The sequence below is a fragment of the Rhodococcus sp. C1 genome (genome assembly GCF_020809065.1).
GTDB classification, from domain to species: Bacteria; Actinomycetota; Actinomycetes; order Mycobacteriales; family Mycobacteriaceae; genus Rhodococcus_F; species Rhodococcus_F qingshengii.
The window spans coordinates 5,410,451-5,433,393 of sequence record NZ_CP078080.1 but is presented as its reverse complement, the minus strand read 5'-3'; the positions used below and the strand labels follow the sequence as shown (position 1 = coordinate 5,433,393).

Annotated in this window: 26 protein-coding genes; 12 read left to right on the top strand and 14 right to left on the bottom strand. The window is 63.1% G+C overall.

From position 1 onward, the window contains the following. Window positions 1-70: 70 nt before the first annotated feature. Window positions 71-697, top strand: a complete 627-nt coding sequence (locus tag KTR60_RS25025) for a TetR/AcrR family transcriptional regulator (RefSeq protein ID WP_030536574.1) — start codon at window positions 71-73, stop codon at window positions 695-697. Window positions 698-776: 79 nt separating this feature from the next. Here KTR60_RS25025 and KTR60_RS25020 read toward each other — a convergent pair whose 3' ends face one another. Next, window positions 777-1,355: a TetR/AcrR family transcriptional regulator gene (locus tag KTR60_RS25020; RefSeq protein WP_221742391.1), complete on the bottom strand. Its 579-nt coding sequence runs from the start codon at window positions 1,353-1,355 to the stop codon at window positions 777-779. Window positions 1,356-1,437: 82 nt separating this feature from the next. Here KTR60_RS25020 and KTR60_RS25015 point away from each other — a divergent pair, with 82 nt between their 5' ends. Further along, window positions 1,438-2,367 (top strand): DMT family transporter, encoded by a 930-nt coding sequence (locus KTR60_RS25015; protein ID WP_221742443.1) that lies wholly within the window; start codon window positions 1,438-1,440, stop codon window positions 2,365-2,367. Here KTR60_RS25015 and KTR60_RS25010 read toward each other — a convergent pair. The 6 genes from KTR60_RS25010 to KTR60_RS24985 all read right to left on the bottom strand — a co-directional run bounded on the left by KTR60_RS25010 (window position 2,354) and on the right by KTR60_RS24985 (window position 5,816). Beyond that, the gene (locus KTR60_RS25010) at window positions 2,354-3,175 is read right to left on the bottom strand and encodes a tyrosine-protein phosphatase (RefSeq protein ID WP_228401356.1); all 822 of its coding nucleotides are present in this window, start codon (window positions 3,173-3,175) and stop codon (window positions 2,354-2,356) included. The genes KTR60_RS25015 and KTR60_RS25010 overlap by 14 nt on opposite strands. A gap of 38 nt (window positions 3,176-3,213) precedes the next feature. Beyond that, on the bottom strand, window positions 3,214-3,627 hold the full coding sequence (locus KTR60_RS25005) for a phage holin family protein (RefSeq protein ID WP_003940418.1): 414 nt from the start codon (window positions 3,625-3,627) through the stop codon (window positions 3,214-3,216). A 27-nt stretch (window positions 3,628-3,654) separates the two neighbouring features. After that, window positions 3,655-4,632, bottom strand: coding sequence for a DUF1214 domain-containing protein (locus KTR60_RS25000; RefSeq protein WP_003940299.1), 978 nt, complete (start codon window positions 4,630-4,632; stop codon window positions 3,655-3,657). Between the two features lie 65 nt (window positions 4,633-4,697). After that, entirely contained in the window at window positions 4,698-5,006 is a 309-nt protein-coding gene (locus tag KTR60_RS24995) for an SHOCT domain-containing protein (protein WP_007729626.1), read from the bottom strand. Window position 5,007: 1 nt separating this feature from the next. Beyond that, window positions 5,008-5,445, bottom strand: coding sequence for a DUF6325 family protein (locus tag KTR60_RS24990; RefSeq protein ID WP_228401355.1), 438 nt, complete (start codon window positions 5,443-5,445; stop codon window positions 5,008-5,010). Further along, a complete protein-coding gene (locus KTR60_RS24985; RefSeq protein ID WP_030537228.1) occupies window positions 5,442-5,816 on the bottom strand; it encodes a PLDc N-terminal domain-containing protein in 375 nt (124 codons plus the stop codon). Before KTR60_RS24985 ends, KTR60_RS24990 begins: the two co-directional genes overlap by 4 nt. 170 nt (window positions 5,817-5,986) lie before the next feature. On the opposite strand from KTR60_RS24985, the gene KTR60_RS24980 reads away from it, so the two are divergent. Continuing rightward, window positions 5,987-7,522 carry a helix-turn-helix transcriptional regulator gene (locus tag KTR60_RS24980; protein ID WP_228401354.1) on the top strand — a complete coding sequence of 512 codons (1,536 nt, stop codon included), beginning with the start codon at window positions 5,987-5,989 and terminating at the stop codon, window positions 7,520-7,522. Here the strand turns inward: KTR60_RS24980 and KTR60_RS24975 are convergent. Then, window positions 7,457-8,044: a TetR/AcrR family transcriptional regulator gene (locus tag KTR60_RS24975; RefSeq protein ID WP_030537226.1), complete on the bottom strand. Its 588-nt coding sequence runs from the start codon at window positions 8,042-8,044 to the stop codon at window positions 7,457-7,459. The two genes, KTR60_RS24980 and KTR60_RS24975, sit on opposite strands and share 66 nt — an antisense overlap. Window positions 8,045-8,139: 95 nt before the next feature. Between KTR60_RS24975 and KTR60_RS24970 the strand changes: the two genes are divergently transcribed. From KTR60_RS24970 to KTR60_RS24955, 4 genes are all read left to right on the top strand, one after another. Then, window positions 8,140-9,918: an ABC transporter ATP-binding protein gene (locus KTR60_RS24970; protein ID WP_050654632.1), complete on the top strand. Its 1,779-nt coding sequence runs from the start codon at window positions 8,140-8,142 to the stop codon at window positions 9,916-9,918. A gap of 75 nt (window positions 9,919-9,993) precedes the next feature. Further along, entirely contained in the window at window positions 9,994-11,205 is a 1,212-nt protein-coding gene (locus tag KTR60_RS24965) for an acyl-CoA dehydrogenase family protein (protein ID WP_003940162.1), read from the top strand. After that, window positions 11,202-12,227: a phosphotransferase family protein gene (locus KTR60_RS24960; protein ID WP_007729609.1), complete on the top strand. Its 1,026-nt coding sequence runs from the start codon at window positions 11,202-11,204 to the stop codon at window positions 12,225-12,227. Before KTR60_RS24965 ends, KTR60_RS24960 begins: the two co-directional genes overlap by 4 nt. Next, window positions 12,224-12,961 carry an SDR family NAD(P)-dependent oxidoreductase gene (locus KTR60_RS24955; protein WP_192712190.1) on the top strand — a complete coding sequence of 246 codons (738 nt, stop codon included), beginning with the start codon at window positions 12,224-12,226 and terminating at the stop codon, window positions 12,959-12,961. The genes KTR60_RS24960 and KTR60_RS24955 overlap by 4 nt, the downstream gene beginning before the upstream one ends. Before the next feature lie 4 nt (window positions 12,962-12,965). Here the strand turns inward: KTR60_RS24955 and KTR60_RS24950 are convergent, their stop codons facing one another. Beyond that, on the bottom strand, window positions 12,966-13,511 hold the full coding sequence (locus tag KTR60_RS24950; protein WP_007729604.1) for a hypothetical protein: 546 nt from the start codon (window positions 13,509-13,511) through the stop codon (window positions 12,966-12,968). Window positions 13,512-13,655: 144 nt separating this feature from the next. On the opposite strand from KTR60_RS24950, the gene KTR60_RS24945 reads away from it, so the two are divergent. From KTR60_RS24945 to KTR60_RS24930, 4 genes are read left to right on the top strand one after another with little or no spacing between them, the layout of a single operon-like run. After that, complete coding sequence (locus KTR60_RS24945; protein WP_003940613.1) at window positions 13,656-14,156, top strand: methylated-DNA--[protein]-cysteine S-methyltransferase; 501 nt, start codon at window positions 13,656-13,658, stop codon at window positions 14,154-14,156. Then, on the top strand, window positions 14,143-14,697 hold the full coding sequence (locus KTR60_RS24940; RefSeq protein ID WP_228401353.1) for an RNA polymerase sigma factor: 555 nt from the start codon (window positions 14,143-14,145) through the stop codon (window positions 14,695-14,697). Before KTR60_RS24945 ends, KTR60_RS24940 begins: the two co-directional genes overlap by 14 nt. Further along, window positions 14,694-15,293 (top strand): methylated-DNA--[protein]-cysteine S-methyltransferase, encoded by a 600-nt coding sequence (locus KTR60_RS24935; protein ID WP_007729599.1) that lies wholly within the window; start codon window positions 14,694-14,696, stop codon window positions 15,291-15,293. Before KTR60_RS24940 ends, KTR60_RS24935 begins: the two co-directional genes overlap by 4 nt. Then, entirely contained in the window at window positions 15,290-16,135 is an 846-nt protein-coding gene (locus KTR60_RS24930) for a DNA-3-methyladenine glycosylase family protein (RefSeq protein WP_228401352.1), read from the top strand. Before KTR60_RS24935 ends, KTR60_RS24930 begins: the two co-directional genes overlap by 4 nt. Window positions 16,136-16,139: 4 nt before the next feature. Here the strand turns inward: KTR60_RS24930 and KTR60_RS24925 are convergent, their stop codons facing one another. The 5 genes from KTR60_RS24925 to KTR60_RS24905 all read right to left on the bottom strand — a co-directional run bounded on the left by KTR60_RS24925 (window position 16,140) and on the right by KTR60_RS24905 (window position 22,033). Further along, complete coding sequence (locus KTR60_RS24925; protein ID WP_228401351.1) at window positions 16,140-18,365, bottom strand: MMPL family transporter; 2,226 nt, start codon at window positions 18,363-18,365, stop codon at window positions 16,140-16,142. 102 nt (window positions 18,366-18,467) lie between these two features. Continuing rightward, the gene (locus KTR60_RS24920; RefSeq protein ID WP_075834451.1) at window positions 18,468-20,018 is read right to left on the bottom strand and encodes a bifunctional 3'-5' exonuclease/DNA polymerase; all 1,551 of its coding nucleotides are present in this window, start codon (window positions 20,016-20,018) and stop codon (window positions 18,468-18,470) included. A 46-nt stretch (window positions 20,019-20,064) separates the two neighbouring features. After that, window positions 20,065-20,928, bottom strand: coding sequence for a biotin-dependent carboxyltransferase family protein (locus KTR60_RS24915; protein WP_007729591.1), 864 nt, complete (start codon window positions 20,926-20,928; stop codon window positions 20,065-20,067). Beyond that, on the bottom strand, window positions 20,925-21,557 hold the full coding sequence (locus tag KTR60_RS24910; protein ID WP_007729588.1) for a 5-oxoprolinase subunit B family protein: 633 nt from the start codon (window positions 21,555-21,557) through the stop codon (window positions 20,925-20,927). Before KTR60_RS24910 ends, KTR60_RS24915 begins: the two co-directional genes overlap by 4 nt. Further along, window positions 21,554-22,033, bottom strand: coding sequence for a MarR family winged helix-turn-helix transcriptional regulator (locus KTR60_RS24905; RefSeq protein WP_075834447.1), 480 nt, complete (start codon window positions 22,031-22,033; stop codon window positions 21,554-21,556). Before KTR60_RS24905 ends, KTR60_RS24910 begins: the two co-directional genes overlap by 4 nt. 74 nt (window positions 22,034-22,107) lie before the next feature. Here KTR60_RS24905 and KTR60_RS24900 point away from each other — a divergent pair, with 74 nt between their 5' ends. Beyond that, on the top strand, window positions 22,108-22,941 hold the full coding sequence (locus tag KTR60_RS24900) for an alpha/beta fold hydrolase (RefSeq protein ID WP_047272085.1): 834 nt from the start codon (window positions 22,108-22,110) through the stop codon (window positions 22,939-22,941). The last annotated feature ends 2 nt before the right edge of the window (window positions 22,942-22,943 follow it).

The window sequence follows — 22,943 nt, the reverse complement described above, 5'->3', positions numbered from 1 at the left end:
GTGAACACCGACTCTAACCAATGGCTCCGACGTGTTCGGCGGCGGCGCAAGAGCGATCTACGGTATCGGTATGACGAACGAGCTTCCGGTACGCGGGTCCTGGCGCGATTACGAAGACCTGGGACTACCGAAACCGCTCGCTGCGGCGTTGGAGGCGTTCGTCGAGCAGGGCTATCACGGGACTTCGATCCGTGACGTCGCGTCGCGGTCCGGGCTGTCGGTGCCGGGGCTCTACCACCACTACCCGTCCAAGCAAGCTCTGCTGATCGGTCTGGCGACCGTTGTGATGACGGAGTTGTTGGAGCGAAGCCGCGCCGCCGAACTCGATGCCGGGGACGATCCCTCCGATCGCTTCGACGCGGTGATCGAATCTCTGTTGCGGTTCCACATGTTTCGACGCGAGCAGTCGTTCGTCGCCTCCTCCGAGATCCGCAGCATGGAGCCCGACAGCCGGGCTGGTTACATCGCCCAGCGCGACGAACAGCAGAAGCAGGTGGACCGGATCGTCCTCGACGGCGTCGCCTCGGGCGTGTTCGAAGCCGACCATCCCGAGGACGCCAGCAGAGCCGTGGTGACGATGTGCGTCGCCGTCGCGGTCTGGTACCGACCGGACGGTGAGTTGTCTCCGGACGAGTTGGTGGAGAGGTATTTGGAGATAGCGAGGCGCATGGTGGGGGCGAAGCGGGTGGGGGAGTGACTGTGGGGGCGAAGCGGGTGGGGGAGTGACTGTGGGGGCGAAGCGGGTGGGGGAGTGACTGTGGGGGCAACTGCGCGAATCAGTCTGAATTTTTGAGCAATTCGAGCGCCGCGTCCCGGCCGGCGCCGAAGGGGTCGGTGCCGATACCGATCCCGTCTGCGACGAGGGCACCTTCGTGAAGCAGCATGATTGCCTCGACGAGACGTTCGTCGGCTAGTCCGTCCGTCGCCAGAACGCGCCGGAAAAGGTCTGACATCTCCCGCTTTTGTTCGGCGATGACAGCGAACACCGGATGTGAGTGATCGCTGAACTCGGCGTGCGCGTTGATCATGCTGCACCCTTTGCCTCCGCTCGCCTTGGACCAGGAGGCGGAAGCGTCGAATACCGCACTCAACTGTTCGGCGCGGCTAGCTCCGGCTGATGCGAGCTTCTCGTCGCGAAAGATTCGCCACCGCCGATCTCGAGCCCTCAGGTATTCAACGACGAGACCGTCTTTCGAGCCGAACCGTTCGTACAAAGTCTTCTTCGTGACCCCGGCGTCCAGTGCGACGGTATCCACGCCTACGGCATGAATCCCCTTTTCGTAGAACAGCTTCGACGCAGACTCCAGAATGCGACGCGCTTTCGGAGTCAATTCGGGTGTGGATTCCTCTGCCATGGACAAAAGTATACCGATCTGTATAGTCGGGCTCATGAGTAAACAGATCGGTATACCTCGGATCGTGACCTCGAGATCTGCCGTGACGGCTACCTTGTCGGTCCTGTTCGTCGCGTGCTGGAGTTCGGGATTCATCGGAGCCAAACTAGGCGCCGACAGTGCCGGGGTCCCCACGCTGCTGATGTGGCGTTTTCTCCCGCTCGCGGTGGTACTGCTCCCGATTGTCTGGTTCTCCGCCCGGCGCCAGAACACGATGCCGACACCACGGGCTCTCGGCAGGCAGGTGGTGATCGGGATGCTCTCCCAGAGTGGCTACCTGTTGTCGGTGTACTGGGCAGTCGATCTCGGCGTGAACACCGGAACAACTGCGCTGATCGACGGTATTCAGCCGCTGGTGGCTGCCGCGCTGCTCGGTCCGGTCCTCGGTGTCGCAGTCCCGCGTATGCAGTGGATCGGGTTGGCGATCGGAATGGGCGGCGTCGCGATGGTCACGGCAGCCGATGCCGGGGCCGGTACATCGGCGCCGTGGTGGGCGTACGCGATTCCGTTCCTGGGGATGCTCAGCCTGGTTGCATCCACCTTCGTCCAACAACGCGCTCACACGTCCACGCCACCTCTGCAGGCTCTGGCCATCCACTGCTCTACCAGCGCAATAGTTTTCACGACACTGGCGGTGGCCTCAGGTGTCGCCGTACCACCAAGCGTCAACACATTCTGGATCGCATTGCTCTGGTCAGTCGTGCTGTCCACGTTCGGTGGTTACGGGCTGTACTGGTTACTGCTCCGTCGCATCGGCATCACGTCCGTCAACACCTTGATGTTCTTGATCGCCCCCGTCACCGCGGTCTGGGGCGCGTTGATGTTCGGAGAATCGTTCACTGCGTTCACCGCGCTCGGCTTGGCGGTGGGGATCCTCGCCGTCGTCGTGGTCACCCGGGCGGACAATCACCAGAAAAAGCGGGGAGAGGGCCAAAATGCCTGTTCGGTAAGGGCTCCGATCACTTCGCGCTGATGACTCCCGACCTGGATGTGAACCGCTCGCGGAGCGCGGTGAGTTGCTCTGCGGTGAGCTTCAGTCCGTTGATTGCGTAGTCCTCGACGGTGCCGAAGTGCGTGCGCATTTCGTCGAGAGCTGCGTCGAAATAGCTGTCACGGACTCCGAGGAGGGGTCGTAGCACTTCTGCGTCAACGCCTTTGCTCGCGGCGAAGTCGAGGATCGGTTCTGTCATGGGAGCCAGATCGGTGTTCGTCTCCAGGTAGTCGGCGCGTACATCGGCTTCGTCGGCCCCGAGGAGGAGTAGGAAAGAGGTCGCGGCCCACCCGGTTCGATCCTTGCCGGTGGTGCAGTGGAAAAGTGCTGCCCCGGTGCGTTTTTCGTCGATGAGGTCGAGGTAGAACGTGCGATAGGCGTCGAGAGCGGACGGCAGGCTGACGAAGTTGCGGTTGGCTTCCTCCATCTGTGCGATCCCACGTCCGTCGCTGATGGTCTCGGCGTATGCGACCGGGTCCGTCATGAGTAGTCCAGTGGCCGCGGCGTTTTGGGCATTGTCGGCAAGTACGTCGAGCCAGACTGTGCGCGTCGAGTCAGGGAGATTGTCGAGTGCGCCGTCGCGCTCGGCGGCGGTCCTCAGGTCGTATACCGTCCGGACGTCCAAGTCGGCGACCGCGGCAAGGTCGTCGCCGTCGAGTTTCGCCAGAGTCGCTGAACGGTAGAGCGCGCCCGCGCGGACGGTGCCGTCTGCAACAGGAATGCCACCGAGGTCCCGGAAGTTCGGAGCGGTCTTCAGGAGAACGCGGCGATCGAGCGGGTGAGTTGGCATGGCTGACTCCTTGTGGGTTCCGTTTCCGAACTGATCATTCATGCCTTCTGCACACTGCGCACGAGCTTTTCGGCATTGCGTCTCTTGATCCACTTGTCGATGACGAGAGCCATGAAGATCCACCCTCCCAATGCCGTGATCACCCACACGATGATCGGGGCGAGGATCCAGGACCCGACGCCGCTGATCTCGATACCGTCGGGGACCAGGGTCGCAACCCAGAGCGCGAGCAGTGTGGCGACCAAGCCGACACCACCCGCGAGCGGAGCTGCGTAGTGCAGTGCCACGCTGAGCACGAATGGGCCGAGAATCATGTGTGCGAGGGTGAATACACCGATAGCGGCCAAGAAGCCGTTCACGCTCAGGCTGACCCCAGGAAGAGCAAAATGCACGACGATCAGCGCGATCGCGCCGAGAACACATTGCGAAACGAGCTGAAATAACAGACGCATGGCTTGTACCTCCGTGATCAGGTCGAGTCACCCGAGAGTGGTGTGTGCGTGGGGAACGCTTTGCTGCAGGGCTTCGGGACGAGGCGCCGTCCAGGTGCCGTCGAGCACGGAGGGACGGGGGCGGTACAGGCGCAGTACGTAGTTCCACCCGGGCATGATGGGCAGTGCGTTCGCGACGCCGTCGAGATGGACCCCGAAGCGGATGGTGGTGCTGCCGTCGGAGTCTGGGGTGGCCGTGAGGCTGTTGATGCTGTTGACGCCCAGGGCGTTCTCTTCGAAGTATCCGGCCGCGTTGTACAGCGAGACCGACCAGAACGCATCCACGGGAACATCGTTCAGGCGGAGACGGTATTCCCCGACCGGGAGACGTTCGTCGAAGTTGACGTAGGTGGCCTCGTACTCGGGAAGGCCACCCCAGCCGGATGCGGTACCGAGCAGGTGCCTGATCGGATCGACTTCCGCAGCGGTACCGAATGAATGGTCGTACGTGGTGATGCCTCGCGCGAGTGCGAGGAGTGCGTCGCGGGTCTCGGTCTGCGATTGCTCGTCGTAGTCGGGCAACGGGAACTCTCCCGTTCCGCCGCCGTCGATGTTGAGGGCGTCTTGCAACCGGTTCACCTCGGCGACGTCTTCGGGGCTGTTCGGATCGACGAGGATGCGCACGATCAGTGCGGCGTAGTCGGTCCCGACCAATTCACGCGTGAGCAGGTGCTCTCCCGGGTCGCGCAGGATGACGGGACCGAAGTGATCTTGACTGACCACCCACACGGAGATGTAGCGCTCGCCGGTATCGGGCACCGTGATGGTGACGTTCTCGCGCACGTCGATGATCGCGCTGCTGTACAGAGTGTCGCGGTTCTGGCGGATGATCGGCTGGTTGTCGAGTGACCCGAGATCACGAGTGTGGTTCCACGTGCCCAGGCCGACGCCCGCGGCCAGGCGAGCGAACATGAGATCGGACTCTGCCCGATTGAAGTTCAGGACGTTGACGGCGATCGTGGACATAGTGGGTTCCAATCGGTGTCGGGGTACGGAAGCGGGCGCGGTAATCCATGGCCCGTCGGGGTGAATCAGCCGAGCAGTCGCGCTTTCGCGGCTTGGAACTCGGCGTCGCTCAGCAGGCCTTGTGATTTGAGGTCGCCGAGTTTCTGCAACTCGGCGACGAGATCGACCGGGGCCGCGGGTGCGGGTGTGGGCATCGGGAGTGCGGCATGCTGCTGGGCAAATTCGTACTGCGCCTGCTCGTAGTCGGCCTGAGCTCTCCTTTGCCGGCGGGTGGCCATACCGTCGCTGACGGCGGTCGCGGTACCGGTGACGACCGCGGTGCGGGCGGCGAGGCCCAGCAGTCCGGGGCGGCCTCGTCTCGGGATGTACGGCATGTCAGACCTCCAATCTCGGGATGATCGTGTCCATGAGGGCATTGACGACGGGTGCGGGTATCCGCTCGTAACCCAGTAGCACCGCGCCTGACGCAGCGGTGCGTGCGGCGAGTTCGCGCTGATAGACCAGCTCGAGCGCGACCAGCAGCGCTGTGGCACCGGTGGGAATGGCTGCCGCGAGTTCGGTGATGTCCTCATGCCCGAGCAGACCGGACGCGCCGAGCATCTCGACGTTGATCTCGAAGCCGTTCGGCAACTCCTCGACTTCGATGAGGGTGAGTTCATCGTCCTCGGACTTGGAGATGACGATCAGATCGAGCAGCCGCACCAGGCCGGTATCCGTAAGGTCGGTCAGTGCGGAGAGCGCGGCCGGGTCGAGGCTCTGCCCAGGCAGGCCGAGAAGGTAGAAGTCGACGGGGCCGAAACGCGCGGCACTCACGAGAGGACCTTCAGCTTGAGTGCGGCGAACTCGTCCTCGCTGATCGCTCCGGCTTCGAGCAGTGCTGCGGCTGCGGCGATCTCCTCGCTGGGGCTCTTCCCCGCGACCTCGCGGATATACGATTCGGCGGCCTTCTCGGCGTCGCGTGCGGCCTTGTTGCTGCGTTCCGTCATCCCTTCGCCGCGGGCGACGAGATAGACGAGCGCGGTGAGGATGGGCAGGAAGAGTAGGAAGAACACCCAGACGGCCTTCAACCAACCGCTGAGCTTGTGGTCGCGGAACAGGTCGGCGATGATCGCGAACAGCGCGAAGAGATATCCGATGAAGACGGTTGCCCACAGCATCCAGCCGAGGCTTTCCCAGAAGCTCATGTGTCTTATCCGTTTCGTGTCAGGCCTGCGCACCGGGATTCCGCCGACTAGCGCATTTCGGTTGATTCCGGCAATTCTCACTGGTTTCCGCAGGCTTCGATCGCGGTCTCATCCGAAGCGGATGAGACCGGATTTCCACGGACATCGAACGTCTCGAGTATCTTCGACACATGATCGAAGCCGTGCGTGACGCACTCGCCTCTGGTGAGGCGGAGCAGGCTCGACGAGTCCTGCGGAAAAACTGGCTTCGTTTGATTCTCGAATCTCACACCAGGGAACTCGAGCAGCTCTGCCTTGCTCATCCCGATCCCCACGATCCGCACATCCTGCTGATACGGGCGTGCTGCCGCGATCTCAGCGGTGATCCGTACGGCGCTGAGTTTCTCCGCGGGCAGGGTCTGCGGGTGGCGTCCGACGATTTTGTCGTCTGCTTCACCGACCTGCTGCTCGCTCCGGACACCTCGACCAAGGCCGTCATCGCCGATCGCGCGCGTCACGCGCTCGCCCAGTGCGAGCCCGAGGACGATTACCCCTCCGCGCTTTTCCTCCTCGGATGGACCGAGGTCAGGCTTCGTCGTGACCTTCCTCGTGCCATCGCGCTACTTCGCTCCGCCGGCGACGAGGCGCAGTTGCAGTCGCGCACGGAGACATTGCGTCTTGCACAGTCCAACTTGGCCTTTGCGCTGACCCACGCGGGAGCATTCACCGAAGCCGAACAGATCCTCGACGGCCTTCCTGCGCGAGATGTGGCGTCCGATTGGGAACGCTTCGAAGGTGGTCTCCCACAGTCGAATCGAGGGTGCATCGCTTACTGGCGTGGCGACTTCGAGGAGGCGATCGCTCAGTTCGACTCGATCATCGTGGAGGGCAGTCCCGGAACCAATTTCGAGGCGCTCGCCCGTCTGTACCTGGTGATGAGCCTGATCGCTCTGAACCGGGAAGACCGGTACCACAACGCCGCTCGTCTGCTGCGAGGCGTGAGCACTGCGGACAAGCACGGCATTCCTTGGGATACGCTGCGGCGCGTCACCACGGCCTGGCTCGCCCACACTCAAGGACAGGACGAGCAAGCTCGCCGCATCGCAATGCCCACGCTGACCAGAACAGGTGCTGCGGTCGCTCACGCGCTTCTCGCGGAGCTCTACCGAGTCATGGGGGATCCGGAACCGTCGGCTCAAGCGCTTCGCTTGGCAACCTCGGCCGCGCTGCCGCGATATGCGCTGGTGAGCACCCTTGTCACGTCTGCCGCCCTGAGCTCCGTCGCCGGGCGTGGACCGCAGGCACACGAGCAGTTGGATCGTGCGCTGGCGGAAGCAATCCCCGAGCGCATTCTCGCCCCATTTCTGAGCGGCGATCCGGTAGTTGTCGACCTCCTGACAGCGCACGCGGTCCGGGGGTCGAGACACCAGGAGCTCCTGCGCACGATTCTGGAAAAACGGGGCCAGCTCTCTGCCAAACTCGCCGGAGTCCTGACGGAACGTGAGAAAGAGATCCTCACTTTTCTGCGAACTACGATGACTGCAGACGAGATCGCTGCGCACCTCGGCATCGCCTATCCCACTGTGAAGACTCACATTCGCTCGATCTACCGCAAACTAGGCGTGACCAAACGGCGTGCCGCTGTTCAAGCAGCCGACAACCTAGACCGCGGGATCGGGGGCGATTCCGCGGCGGAGGCTGCGAACCGTCAGGTCCAAGGCTTGTAGGCGCGTCCCGGAACCGCGGTTCACGTAGTCCATCGACGTGTAGAGCAGTGACCACAGCAGGTTCTGCACCCAGTCCGAACCCATGTCGGGGTCGATGGAACCGTCGGAGTGTCCGCGCTCGATGGCATCGGTGACTGAGTCGTCGTTCGACGCGGACTCGGCAAACGAATCTTCTTGATACACACCGGGAGTGAAGAACAGGACCGTCAAGAGGTCGGCCAGTTCGAAGTATTCATGGCACAGGCGAACCAGCGCTTCGGCTCCCGTACCCTCGCCGAGTCGAGCTGCTGCTGCTGCCTCTCCGACGGCGCGGGTGGCCTCGGCCGCGACTGCGTCGACCAGGTCTGACCGTTCGGGAAAGTAGCGGTGCAAAGTGGTCCGGCCGACCTTTGCGGCCGAAGCGATCTCGCTGAGGGTCGCAGCAGGCTTGGATGCGAACACCGAAACGGCAGCATCGAGGATGGCCTTCCGTGTGCGCTCGCGGGTCGCGCTTTGTTCTGGTGCGCTGTGGATCGTTGTCACGAATTCGAAGCGTAGCCGTGTCCGGTTTCGGTATCCAGTGTTTCCGAATCGGAATTTCTCTTGCCCTTTATGGAACATTCGTGTTCCATAAATTCATGCTTGAATCCGACGCTTCTCAGCCCGCACCGAAATGGAGCAATCTCCGCGTCCTCTCGGAGTTCGCTCGACCGCATCTGCCGTCGCTCCTCCTCGGATTGGTACTGGCGCTGTGCGGCTCCGCGGCGACGCTGGCAACGCCCATGGTCACCAAGTGGGTTCTCGACACCCTCGATACCGGTGCGTCGCTGAAAGGACCTATCCTCACGCTCGTCGTCCTTCTGATCGTCGGTGCCGTGCTCGGTTGTGCTCAGTGGATCGTTCTCGGAACCGCCGCCGAGAAGGTTGTCTTCGACGCCAGGTCGTCGCTGGTGAAGCGATTCCTGGCGGCGACCGTACCTTCGCTGCAATCGCGATCCGTGGGTGAATTGGTCACCCGGGTCACGTCTGACACCTTGCTGCTGCGGGAGGCTGCGTCGTCGGCCGCGGTGAATATTCTGAACGCAGCCGCGTTGACCATCGGAACGATTGTTCTGATGGGCGTACTGGATCTGCCGTTGTTGGGCGTCACCATGGTGGCAATCGTGTTCGCCTCCATACTCTTTGCCGTTCTGATGCCTCGGATTTCCGCAGCCGAAGCGCGAACCCAGGAATCGCTCGGTCAGCTCGGCGGCGTACTCGAGGGTGGCTTGCGTGCGATCCGGACGGTCAAAGTTTCCCTCGCCGAGGATCGCGTCGGCGCTCTGGTGACGAACAATGCGTCCGAGGCGAAAAAGCATGCGATCACGGCAGTTCGAGTGTCGGCAACCGCGTGGACTGTCGCGTGGACCGCCATTCAAGGATCGATCATTGCCATCCTCGGCTTCGGTGCCTGGCGAGTCGCCGACGGCGAAATGGCAGTCTCGACGCTCATCGCGTTTCTGCTCTACGCCTTCACCCTGATGGGGCCGGTGTCGGAGCTTGCGCAGAACGTGACCTCCGTTCAGTCGGGAATCGCGGCAGCTATCCGGATTCGCGAGATGCAGTCGTTGCCCACCGAGCAGTACGACGAGGTCGTGGACGTGGTCGCGAAAACAAACGCTGCCGCGCCGCTGATCGAGTTGCGCGACGTCACCGTGAGCTACCACGGATCGAACCAGCCGGCGTTGCGCGATGTCTCGCTGGTCATTCCGACGCGTGGGCACATGGCCATCGTCGGCCCGTCGGGTGCAGGAAAGACGACCTTGCTCTCGACCGTGCTGCGATTTGTCGAACCGCGATCGGGTGAGGTTCTCCTGCATGGAGTCGGTTACGACGCGCTCGATCACCGCGCTGTGCGCGAGAGTCTCGCATACGTGGAGCAGGAGACACCGGTGGTGCCCGGAACGATTCGGGAGAACGTCGTCTTCAGCCATCCCGATGCGACGGACGAAGAAGTCCAGGCCGTTCTGCGCTTGCTCCGGCTCGACGACGCGATCGAGGCCCTGCCCAACGGACTCGACACCGCTCTGACGGCCACTTCGCTGTCGGGCGGCCAACGTCAGCGGATCGCGATGGCGCGCGCAGTTCTGCGGCCGAGTGCTTTGCTTCTGCTCGACGAAGCCACTGCCCAGGTCGACACGCTCACCGAAGCCGCGATTGTCGACGCGATCAACGAACGTGCGCGCACCGGGGCCGTGGTGACTATCGCTCACCGGCTCTCGACGGTGCGTGACGCCGACTGGATCGTGGTCATGGAAGACGGTCGGATCCGCAACATCGGCAACCATGACGAGCTCATGGACAAGGACGATCTGTACCGCGACATGGTGGTTGCCGGCCGGCTCGATCAGGGCGAGGCAATGCTCGAGGATTGTTGACCCGACGCGTCGGCGTGTGCGAGAGTGCTGATACCGAGCGATCGCTCGGTCGGGATGTTCTTTCGGAGGTGGCTGGTGGCAATCGATCTGACGTACGCGCCCGAGGTGGTGGCGCTGATCGAGAAGACGCGCGACTTCACGCGCAACGTAGTGCTCCCCATCGAAGACGAACACGCCGGTGACATCGCTGTAGCGGGTGGCGATGCAATCCGCATCGAGATGCAGTCGGCAGCAAAAGAAGCCGGTGTCTTCGCCCCGCATGCGCCGATCGAGTACGGCGGACACGGACTCAACATGAGTGATCGCGCGCCGGTCTTCGAGGAAGCCGGCTACTCCCTCTTCGGGCCGACGGCGCTCAACATCGCGGCGCCGGACGAGGGCAACGTTCACATGCTGGCCCACGTGGCGAACGAAGCACAGAAGCAGCAGTTCCTCGCGCCGCTCGCAAGCGGGGACATGCGGTCGGCATTCGCCATGACCGAACCCGCGCCCGGAGCGGGATCCGATCCCTCGGCTTTGAACACCCGCGCCGAAAAAGTCCCCGGTGGCTGGAAGATCAACGGTAAGAAATGGTTCATCACCGGCGCCGACGGCGCCGGGTTCTTCATCATCATGGCGCGCACGTCCGGCGAGCCCGGGCAGCGCGGCGGAGCGACCATGTTCTTGGCGCCGACGGACACTCCCGGCCTGGTAGTGGGTCGACACATCGACACCCTCGACAAGGCCATGATCGGTGGGCACTGCGAGGTCACGTTCGAGGATCTCTTCGTACCCGACGAGGCCGTTCTCGGTGAGGTCGATCAAGGTTTCGCCTACGCGCAGGTTCGCCTCGGTCCCGCCCGCATGACGCACGTGATGCGCTGGCTCGGTGCAGCGCGCCGCGGCCACGACGTCGCCGTGGCCAGAGTTGCCGAACGAGAAGGCTTCGGCTCGAAACTCGGTGATCTCGGAATGATCCAGAAGATGGTCGCCGACAACGAGATCGACATCGCAGCCAGCCGCGCACTTCTGGTGCAGGCCTGCTTCGAACTCGATCAGGGCGGGCACGCGAGCAACGCGACGTCCATCGCCAAGACCTACGCTGCCGAGGCGATCTTCCGGATCGTGGACCGCTCCATTCAGATGTGTGGCGGAATGGGCGTGTCCGGCGATCTGCCGCTGGCACGCTTGTCCCGCGAAGTGCGTCCCTTCCGCGTCTACGACGGCCCGTCCGAGGTTCATCGCTGGGCAATTGCGAAACGTGTTGTCGGAGCTGCGAAGCGCGCTGCTCGGGAGGAGTCGAAGTGACGGACTTTCCAGGACTCGATCTCGCGGCGCTCCACAAGTATCTGCAAGCCGCTGGCGTCGAGGTGAGCGGTGAGTTGCGAGCCGAACTGATTTCAGGCGGCAAATCCAATCTCACCTACGGTATCTTCGACGACAACTCGAAGTGGATTCTCCGTCGTCCACCCACGGCCGGCCTCACGCCGTCGGCGCACGATGTTGCGCGCGAGTTCCGAATCACCTCGGCGTTGCAGAACACCGCCGTGCCGGTCGCGCCGACCGTCGTGCTGTGCGAGGACGCCTCGGTGATGGGTGCGTCGTTCACGGTGGTCGAGTTCGTCACCGGTCAAGTGATCCGGACCAAAACCGAGTTGGAAGCTGTTCCGGCAGCGCAGGTCACGCAGTGCACCGACGAGTTGGTGCGTGTTCTCGCTGCACTGCACGACGTCGACTACACCGCAGTGGGTCTCGGCGAACTCGGCAGACCAGACGGTTACGTAGCCCGCCAGGTGAAGTTGTGGGCCGGTCAATGGTCACGCGTCAAGACCGAGGACTCGGCCGACGTGGACAGGTTGGCGTCGAGCCTCGCGGAATTGATTCCGGCGGAATCAGCCTCGTCGATCGTGCACGGCGACTACCGGATCGACAACACGATTCTCGCGGCGAACGACGTCACCAAGGTTGCCGCAGTGGTGGACTGGGAACTGTCGACGCTGGGAGATCCGCTGGCGGACATCGCGATGATGTGCGTCTATCGGCATCCCGCGCTGGATCTGGTTCTGGGTGAGCCTGCTGCGTGGACGAGCCCGTCGCTACCGTCCGTTGTCGATCTGGCGCAACGGTATTCGTCCGTTTCGGGTCGTGAACTGGCGCATTGGAACTTCTACATGGCGCTCGGGTTCTTCAAACTCGCCGTCGTGGCGCAGGGCATCGATCACCGATTCCGAGCAGGAGCCACCGTCGGCGGGGGATTCGACAAGGCTGGATCTTCTGTGCCGGAACTGATCTCGGCCGGACTCAACGCACTGCAAGGGAAATTCGAATGACTCGATCAGCACTGGTCACCGGCGCCTCCAAGGGAATCGGGCTCGGCATCGCAACACGCTTGGCTTCGCAAGGGTACGGGCTGACCATCACGGCGCGTGATACCGAGCGGCTCGCCGTTGTCGCCGAAGAACTTACCCGCGCCGGATCGCCGGACGTCGTCGTCTCGGCCGGCGACATGGCGGACGAGAACTTCGCCGCAGCACTCGTCGCCACACACAGTGAGCGATTCGGCTCCATGAGGGCTCTCGTCCTCAACGCCGGAGTGGGAACCAGTGGGCGAGTGGCGGATTACCCGATGCGACGTTTCGACAAGACCGTTGCCGTCAATCTCCGGACACCGTTCGCGCTATTGCAAGCGTCGCTGCCGCTCCTGCGTACAGCGGCGGACGCGGACCTCGCCGGCGGAGCAAAGGTGATCGCTCTCGCCTCGATGGCCGGTGTGTATGCCGAGAGCGGCCTGGCCGTCTACGGAGCCACCAAAGCTGCGCTGATTTCGATGGTCGAGGCACTCAACGCCGAGGAATCCGGAAACGGCGTCAGTGCGACGGCCATCGCTCCCGGTTACGTCGACACCGACATGTCGGCATGGACACACGATCGGATCACACCGGACACCATGATCAAGGTCGACGACATCGTGGAGTTGGTGGACGGTCTGCTCAAGCTCTCGTCTCGAGCGGTCGTTCCGAAGGTCGTCATGGCGCGGGCCGGGACCAACGGCTACTCCGCCTGAAATTTCAATCCAGCTTGGCTTCGCCCCGCTTGCGAAAGAAGTGAAAGCCAGGCACCCCGACGATCGCCTGCCGCAGGTCCTTGACCACTCCGAGGAGTTCGTGGATCTCGGGCGAGACGGAGTCCAAGGTTCCGAGGATGGGCAACACCGCGGCCACCCGGTCGGTGAGCTCCGGTAGTTGGTCGATCAGCTTGATCGCGGCGCTGACCTCTGCCTCGGAAAGGTCGTCGGCGAACCTGGCGGCCAGCGGCGCGAGCTGTAGGGCGATGGGCTCGTAGATCTCGAGGAGTTGACCCGCGATGTCCGACGTCTGCTCGACGGCCTCGACCAGTGTCTCAGCGCGAACGGTCACGGCGGCAGCTCCGATGACGACGCGGTCGGCGTTGTCGGCGATCTGGTTGATGCGTGCCACCAACCTCTCGACCGAGAAGAGGAGCGCCTCGAGTCGAGTGGGCAGGGTGACCGCAAAAGCGACCGTGGACAGGGACCAGTGCACCACGTCGCCGACGGAGCGGACGACGGTGGAGCTGCCGGGCAAAACTAGAGCCATCCCTCGATACTGCCTGATGTGACGTCAAAGTACAGGTAAATCTCACATTCACGAGGCCCGCGGCGTCTTCGAGGTGTCGGTGCCGGCGCGGACAATCAATTCACCCGCTGCCTGCCGCACCGCGCAACCTGGAAGGATCGAGACATGACGGCTATCCGTACGCACACTGTGATCGACTCGCCGATCGGAGCGTTGACGCTGGTAGCAGCAGGTGACGACCTCTGCGGTCTGTACATGGCGGAGCATCGCCACAAGCCGGACGAGTCCACGTTCGGTGATCGTTCCTCGGCGGTCTTCGGTGAAGTCGAATCGCAGCTCACCGAGTACTTCGAGGGTGATCGCACGGAGTTCTCCGTGCCGCTGGCGCCCGTGGGTACCGAGTTCCAGAAGCGGGTGTGGGACACCTTGCGAACGATCCCGTACGGCGAAACCTGGACCTACATGGAGCTCGCGCAAACTTTGGGTAACCCGCTTGCGATCCGTGCTGCCGCCGCGGCAAACGGCAAGAATCCGATCAGCATCATCGTTCCCTGTCATCGCGTGGTCGGTAGCGACGGAAGTCTGACCGGTTTCGCCGGCGGCCTCGAACGTAAGCGGTTCCTGCTCGACCGCGAGCACGGCGGCGAATCGGATGTCCTCTTCTGATGCGCTCGGCTCACAATTCGGTGATCGGGAACGTCTACCGGTCGTGACACTCAAACCGTTCGAAGACGTCGTGACCGAATACGGTGCAGTGGTCCTCCGTGTCTGCCGCGCGGTGGTCGGGCCCGTCGACGCCGAGGACGCGTGGTCCGAGACGTTCATCGCGGCGATGCGGGCATACCCGGATCTGAACCCGGACGCGAACATCGAAGCCTGGCTGGTCACCATCGCGCACCGCAAGGCGATCGACATCACCCGAGTGCGTGCCCGCGTGGCCGTGCCGACAGACGACGTTCCGGAGTTGCCGACGCGAATCGGCGTGCCGGGCACGTGGGATCACGAACTCTGGGACGCACTCGAACAACTACCACTCAAACAACGTGCGGCGGTCGCCTATCACTTTCTGTGTGGGCTGCCGTACGCAGAGATCGCGGACATCCTCGGCAACACGCCGGCAGCCGCCAGACGCGCGGGTGCGGACGGTATCGCCACCCTACGAAGAACCTACTTGTCCGCTACCGCTGCGGAAGGGAGTCACTCATGAGTAACGATGTGTTCGAGGCACTTCCAGCCGTTGACGCCGACGCCATGATCCGCCTACGGGCGCGCCTGGCTGCGCAGGCGTCCGAAGCCGAATTGATCGACGTGGCATATCGAACCGTCGATTCGCCGGTCGGAAAGCTGCTGCTGGCGGCAACTGATGTCGGCCTGGTGCGGGTTGCCTTTGCCGTCGAAGGGCACGACCTCGTTCTGGAACGTTTGGCGGACACCGTCAGCCCCCGTGTGCTTCATTACCCGCGCAGGCTGGACACTGTCGCTCGCGAGTTGGACGAGTACTTTGCCGGTGCGCGTCGAGAATTCGATCTGCGCTTGGACTTCCAACTCGCGAAGGGGTTCCGACGCGAAGTGTTGCGTCATCTTCCCGAGATCGAATACGGCCACACTGCAAGCTATTCGGTGGTCGCGGCAGCATCGGGAAGCCCACGTGCGGTGCGTGCCGTAGGGACCGCATGTGCAAAGAACCCGCTGCCGTTGGTGGTCCCGTGTCACCGGGTGGTGCGCAGCGACGGCAGCCTCGGGCAGTACGCGGGTGGCCCCGAACTGAAAGCGATTCTGCTGGATCTGGAAGCCGGCCGGTGAGCGCAGTGACGCTGCGCTTTCAGGCGCCCTATGCAGTCGAACCGCTCACCGGTGCCCTGCGGGCTCACTGCGTCGCAGGCCTCGAGCGTCACGACGACGGTGTTCACACCAGAGTCGTACCGTTGCCTTCCGGACCCGTTGTCGTGTCGGTGTCGTGGACCGACGACGGTGTCGTCGTGGATTCCGATGTGCCGGTAGCGGGTTCCGCAGTGCTGGAGGTGATCGTGCGCCGTTGGCTCGACCTCGACGCCGATCACACTGCTGTCGAAGCGGCGTTCGGTAGTGATGAGTTGTTGGCCCCACTTGTTGCCGCCCGTCCAGGATTGCGTGTGCTCGGTTCGGTGGACGGGTTCGAGACCGCAGTGCTCACTGTTCTGGGACAACAGGTTTCGCTCGGCGCGGCGAGGACGTTCGGTGGTCGTTTTGTCAGCGCATTCGGAGCGCCGGTGCAAGGGGATTTTCTTGCCTTCCCTGATCCGGACGTGGTTGCAGCGCAATCAACCGAGGGCATACAGAAAGCCGTCGGATTGACCACAGCGCGCGCAAGAACAGTGCACACGCTGGCAACTGCGGCAGCGAACGGCCTCGACCTCTCCTGGAATGCGGATCCTGTCCAATTTCGGCGAGAGCTGTTGGCGCTAAAGGGGATCGGACCGTGGACCGCTGACTATCTCACCGTCCGGATTCTCGGTGATCGCGACGCATTCGTGCCCGATGATCTGGTGTTGAAACGTGCGCTGGGGGTCTCGACGGCCAAAGAAGCCGCAGCGTTGTCCGAGCGCTGGCGACCCTGGCGAGCCTACGCGCTCTTTCATCTGTGGACCAAGGAAGCGTTTCTGTAGTCGGTCAGTCTTTCGCGCGCGCCAGTTCGGACGGCCACCAAATACGTTTCCCGATGTCGTGAGAGAGTGCCGGCACCAGGACGCTGCGCACGATGATCGTATCGAGCAGCACGCCGAAGGCCACGGCAAATCCGATCTCGGCGAGGAAGACCAGTGGCAGGATGCCCAGTACGGCAAATGTTGCGGCCAAGACGATTCCGGCTGACGTGATCACACCGCCCGTCACCGCAAGACCGCGCAGTACACCTGCACGGGTGCCGAATTCTCCGGTCTCCTCCCGGACTCTGGTCATCAGGAAGATGTTGTAGTCGATACCCAGCGCGACGAGGAAGACGAAGGCGAACAGCGGGAACGATTGATCCGCCCCGGCGAACCCGAATACGTGTGTGAAGAAGAATCCGCTCACACCGAGGGTCGCCGCGAATGAAAGCACCACGGTGACAATGAGAATCACCGGGATCAGCAGAGCGCGGAGCAAAGCGGCCAGAACCAGGAAGATCACCACCAGCACGATCGGGATGATCAGGTTTCTGTCGCGGACCGAGGCCGCCTGGACATCAAGGGTGGTGGCCGTGCTGCCGCCGACGAGCGCGTCGGCGCCGGGCACGTCGTGGACGGCAGTCCGCAGTCGCTTGACAGTTTCGAGTGCCTGCGGCGAATCGTAGGAGTCGGCGAGGGTTGCATTGATCATGGTTCGGCCGTCGATCGGTGCAACGGTGAAAGCCGCAGGGGCGCAACCCGCAGCGGCGGCTTGTGCGACGGCAGCGGGGTTGGTCTTGATCAAATCGCTGACCTTCGCGACGTCCACCTGGGTGCAGACGGCGCCGGGATCCTGCGAGATACCTTCGACGCCGCTGGCTGCTTTGATGACGGCGTCGGCCTGGTCGGCGTTTGCGGTGATCACGGCCGGTGCGCCGGCTCCGGGATCGAACTTCGAGTCGTAGAGTTCTTGTCCGACAACGGCGTCGGGACGATTGGTGAAGCTTTCGGTGGATGTCAGGCCATCGGTTTTGAGACTGCCGATCCCGGCCGCGAACAGGATGATCAACAACACTGTGGCGCCGATCCACAGTGGGCGGTCCTTGCTACCGACGGCCTCGGCGATCTTGCCCCACATCCCGTGCGTCGTAAGGTCTGCGGCGTGATCGACCTTGGGCTTGCGCGGCCAGAAGACCCACCGTCCGGTGGCGGCCAGAGCGACCGGCATGAACGTCATCATCACCAGATAGGTGCAGGCGATCCCGATGGCGGCGACGGGTCCGAGGCTCTTGTTGGAGTTGAGTTGAGAGAACGTCAGGCAAAGCAGACCGAGAATCACGGTGACAGCCGAAGCGGTGATGGCCGGCGCAGACTCGCGCCAGGCCTTGATCATCGCGTCGAAGCGGTTGGGATACGTGTGCAGTTCTTCGCGGTAGCGAGAAATCAAGAGTAGGGCGTAGTCGGTACCGGCACCGATCACCAACACGAAAAGGATGCCTTGAGATTGTCCGGTCAGAGTGAGTAATTCGGCTTTCGCGAGAAAATAGATCACCATCGACGACAAGCCGATGGCGAGGAGCGCGGAGAACAGCGGGAAGAACCACAACACCGGCGATCGGTACACGACAAGCAGGATGAGGATCACGACCAGGAGTGCCGCGCCAAGGAGCGCTCCGTCCAGACCGGCAAAGGCGTCGATGAACGCAACGAGTAGCCCACCTGGCCCGGCTGGGAGTACCTCGACATCACCAGCTGCTTGTTTTGCTGCGTCGATGACGTTCTGCTCGGTGGTCGCCAGGACATCGCCTGCCACGGATGTGTCTCCGTCCTTGGCGACGAGTGGCACGAAGATCGACGCAGTTGTGCCGTCGGCGGAGTACTGAGTGGGCTGCATACCGTCGGCGTCTACCCCGGAGATGCCGACAATGGCGCCGTAGGCCGAGTTGATTGCAGATTTGTCCGCCTCGGTGAGGGCCGAATCTCTATGGAACAGAACAAATCCAGGGATCGTCTCGACTGCGAGGAAGTTCGCGGATTGGTTGCTGACGATTGTCGATTCGGCGGAACTCGGGAGGTACGAGGCGTTGTCGTTCTTTTGAACCTCGGCGAGTTTGCCCTGGAAAGAACCGCCGAATCCGCCTGCGACGAAGGCGAAGATCGCAAGGGCGATCACGGTGAAGATCGGCACGCGAAGGCGCTTCACGGCTCCGCTGTCGTTCCGTTCTGCGTCAGTTGTGTCCAGCTTGGTCATGGTTCTCCTCGAACGCAGTCGACCAGCACCAACAAAGCAACGTTTTCCAGTAGAACACGCAATACGGGCGCGGTGGAACCACTTGGCGTGGAATTGACGACGCTACGAAGTGCCTTTGCCGTATGTCTCGCGGGCTGCGACGTCCATGGGAAAACGGACGACTGTGTCGCCGAACAACAATCGAGTTGCCGAAGCAGCGGCGGCCAGCACGTGCGCGGTACCGGTTTCGGGGTTGCGGGTATGCACGACTACCTCGTCGTGCTGGAAGAAGACCAACTCGCCGTCCGGATCTTCGGCGAGGCGGCGCCTGAGGTCGGCCAGGAGGCACAGCGCCCACTCGGACGCAGTCGCCTGCACGACGAAGTTGCGCGTGAAACGACCGCGGGCGTGAGCGTCGCCGTGGGAGTAGAAGTCGGGAGACGGTGGGGGACAGGCCCGGCCGAGCAGTGACTTCACCACCTCGCCGCGCTCACCTGCCTTGGCAGCTTGCTCGACGTACTCGACGGCGACCGGGAATCGCTTCCGCAACAAGATGAGCAGTGCTTTGGCTTCACCCGCCGTCGCCCCGTACAGGACTCCGAGGATTGCGACCTTGGCTTTTGCGCGATCCCCGCCGAAGGCTTCTGCACCGACAAGTGCGTACAGATCGTCGTCGCCGGCGGCAGCCATCATGCGGCGGTCGCCGGACATGGCGGCCAGAATTCGGGGTTCGAGCTGACCGGCGTCGGCGACGACGAACACGTGGCCCGGATCGGCGACGACGCTCGAGCGCATTGTCTTCGGAATCTGGAGGGCCCCGCCGCCTCGACTCGCCCACCTGCCGGACACGACACCACCGGGAACGTAGATCGGACGGAATCGATCTCCCCGCACCCAACTGTCCATCCACTGCCAACCGTTGGTGCTGTACAGCTTGGCGAGTTCGCGATGACGAAGGAGTAGCGGCACAGCCGGATGATCGATCTCCTGCAGAAACCACTTGCGCGTCGACGGAAGTTCGATGCCCTGACGACCGAACGCCTCGGTGATCTCCACCGAAGACGAAGGATTGACGGTGCGCCCGAAGACCTCACTGATCTGTGCGGCAAGTTCCTGCATACGAGCGGGGAGGTCGTATCCCGTCGGCCGCGGCCCCAGCCGTTCTTCGAGGAGTTCGCGATGCTTCTGCGTCGAGAACGGAAGGCCCGTGTGCGTCATCTCGGCGGCGCTGAGAGCGCCGGCCGATTCTGCTGCGATCAACAAGTCCAGTCGAGCGTCCGCGCCGATGGTTGCGCGCTGCTCGGCGAATTCGGTGACGACGGCGAGGGGATCGAGAACGGGTGCAGTGTCGAAGAGTCCGAGTCGATCGTCGTCGAACTCCTCGGCGGGCGGTGACGGTTTGCCGGCGCGCATTCCGAGTATCGCGCGGGTCAGTGAGATGTCGTGGCACCGCTGAACCCGTACGCCTGCCCGCAGTAGAGGTGGGTACACGGTCGCCGTACTCGGCCACACCCACCGCGGGTGCTCGGCTTCCTCGATGGTGCGTACCGCTGCGATCAGGTCGGGGTATTCGACGGGATCGGCGAGCGGCGTTCCAGCGGGATCGGTCCGTAGGACAGTTGCCGTCACACCTCCCGTGGACGTCGTACTACCGGGGACCAGGACAACTCGCACGACATCAGTGTGACGGCTGGGGCCGACACGCCATCGCTCGGCGTGCTCAGGCCCTGACGAACCGGATGTGTTGACCCGGGCGGGCTTGGCCGAGTCGGTCGATATCTGCGTCCGCGACCACTCCCACCACCGGATAGCCGCCGGTGATGGGGTGATCGGCGAGGAACACGACAGGTTGGCCGCTGGGTGGGACCTGGATCGATCCGAGTGCTACGCCTTCGGTGGGCAGTTCGGTGTCGTCTGTTCTTCGAAGTAGTTCGTCGGCGCCGACGCGATCGACGCGTGCGCCGATTCGGTCCGAGTCGGTCGAGATCGCCCATCGGCCATGGAGGAGTGTTTCGGGGTTGGTGAATCGATCTGCGCGAGGACCGAACACCACTCGAATGGCGAGAGTCTCGTTTGCCATCGGCGGCACCGGTGCGAGGTCGACGGCTGAGAACGTGGTCGGCGATGGCCCGATCGGGAGAAAAACACCAGGCTCGAGAGGCGCCGGACCGATCCCGGACATCGTGTCGGTGCTGCGCGATCCCAGGATCTCGGGAACCACAATGCCGCCTCGGACGGTCAAATACGTCCGCAGTCCGCTCGGTGCGTAGTCCAGGCGGACGGTCTGGCCAGCCCGCAGATCGATCACGCTCGAATGCCCGACCGGAATGCCGTCGCGGTAGGCCTGTGCCGGCGCACCGGTGAACGCGATCGTTGTCGGTTGCTGCGCCCGAAGACTCAGCCCACCCAGGAGGACCTCGACACCGGCTGCGCCCTCGTTGTTGCCGACGAGCCGATTGCCAAGCCTGAGAGATCGCCTGTCCGCCGCACCGGAAACCCCGACACCCGAGCGAAGATGACCTATCCGTCCGAGGTCCTGGATCAGGCTCAGCGGCCCGGTGTCGAGTATCTCCAGACTGTTCATCGTTGTTCCTCGTTCACGAAGCGCACGCGTCTGCCGGGATGAACGGTGGCCGGTGGTGTGGCGTTCAGATCCCACATCACGGCATCGGTGCTCCCGATGATCTGCCAGCCACCCGGTGATGCACGCGGGTAGACCGCGCTGTATCCAGCGGCCAGGGCGACGGAACCGGCAGGCACAGCGGTTCGTGATTGCGTTCGACGCGGAACGTCGAGCCGAGTGTCGCCTGAAGTCAGGTAGGCGAAGCCGGGTGCGAATCCGATGAAGGCGCAACGCCACATTGCCCCGGTGTGGGCCGCAACCACCTCGGATCGGCTCATACCAAGTGACTGTGCGACGTCGTCGAGGTCGGGCCCGTCGTACCTGACGGCGATGGTGAGTGCATCCGTCTCGAAATGTTCGTCTGTGGTCGCGGCAGAATCGGTCTGCTCGAGATCGTTCAAGCGCTTCCGGACGTACGTGAGATCTGCCGCCGGGGTGCACGTGACCAGGACCGTGCGAGCTGCGGGGAGGAAGTCTTCGACCCCGACCGGGGTGTTACGCGTCAGTGCTTCGGTGAACGCGAGAACGCCAGCTTCGGAATCGAAGTCCACGAGCAATGCGCGTTCTCCCGCGGGAAGTATGCGAGTCACAGGGAGGGCTCCCTATCGACTCGAGTCCGCTCCACGTCCGCTCGCATCGCGGCGATGAAACTCGCGATGGTGGCTCGCTCTGTGGCGGTGTAATTGCCGAGGGTGCTCACCGCCCGTGAAATGAGTGGGCCGAAGTAACTCTCGCCGAGTGCGGCTGCGGTTGGTGTGACCTGCAAGAGCACCCGCCTGCGGTCTGCTGAGTCCCGCTCCCGAGCTACGTGGCCCGCTTTGACCATCCGGTCGACGAGCGCGGTCACCGACGCCGAGTTGATACCCAGCTGTGCGCCGAGCCAGCCTGGTGTCGCCGGTGTGTCCGAGCGCTCGGCATCGAGAAGGCAGATCAACGCGCGCACGTCGGTGGAGTGCATTTTGTACTTGTTCGCAAAGCCGGAAACCGCCACGTTCAAGTCGACGGTAAGTGCGCGAAGCGAGTGGACGATCGCCATCGCTTCGTCTTCTGCATCGCCGACGCTCAAGGATGCCTCCAGCCCTGATGTGTTGTCTCTTGATTGTCTACTATCTCGATAATCGAGAGAAATGGGGGTAGGGGATGGACTTCAATCGCGCATACGACGCTGTACTGACCAAATGGCCGCAGAAACCGCTGGGTGTGGATCTCGCGGGGCGGTTCGGTAGCACTCACGTGAACGTCTGTGGACCTGCAGACTCGCGGCCGTTGATCCTTCTGCCCGGGGGAGGTGCCACTTCGACGGTGTGGTTCGACAACGTTGGGGCGCTGTCGAAATCCCGGCGTGTTTTTGCCGTCGACACGCTGGGTGATGCCGGACTCAGCGTTCCGAATGGCGATCGGATGAAGTCCGTCGACGATCTGATCGAGTGGATGGATTCGATAGTCGATTGCACCGGGGCCGACACCGTCGATGTGATCGGACATTCCTACGGCGCGATGATTGCGTTGGCCTTTGCGCTGCATCGACCGGATCGTCTCGGCAAACTTGTTCTGCTCGACCCCAATTCGAGTTTCTCCGGCATGAAGGCGGGCTACCTTCTGCGTGCGCTTCCGCTGTTGCTCTCCCCGTCGCGAGCACGCCGACGCCGACTGTTGGAATGGGAGACAGGCGAGTTGAGTATCGACTCCGACTGGCTGTCTCTTGTGGAAGTGGGCACTTCGGATCTACCGCGACCCGATCTCGTAGTGCCTCGACGTCCTTCGAAGGATGCCTTGAGCGCACTGGATGTCGAGTTGCTGGTGGTCCTCGCACAAGACGGGCGGGTGCATGATGCGGAAACCGTGTCGAAGTCAGTGCGGGAGAGGTTTCCCGCAGCGCGTGTCGAGGTTCTGAAAGCTTCTTCGCATCACAGCATTCCGATGGTTCCCGCCGATGAAATCAACCGGGTGCTCGTCGACTTCTTGGAGGGCTAGCG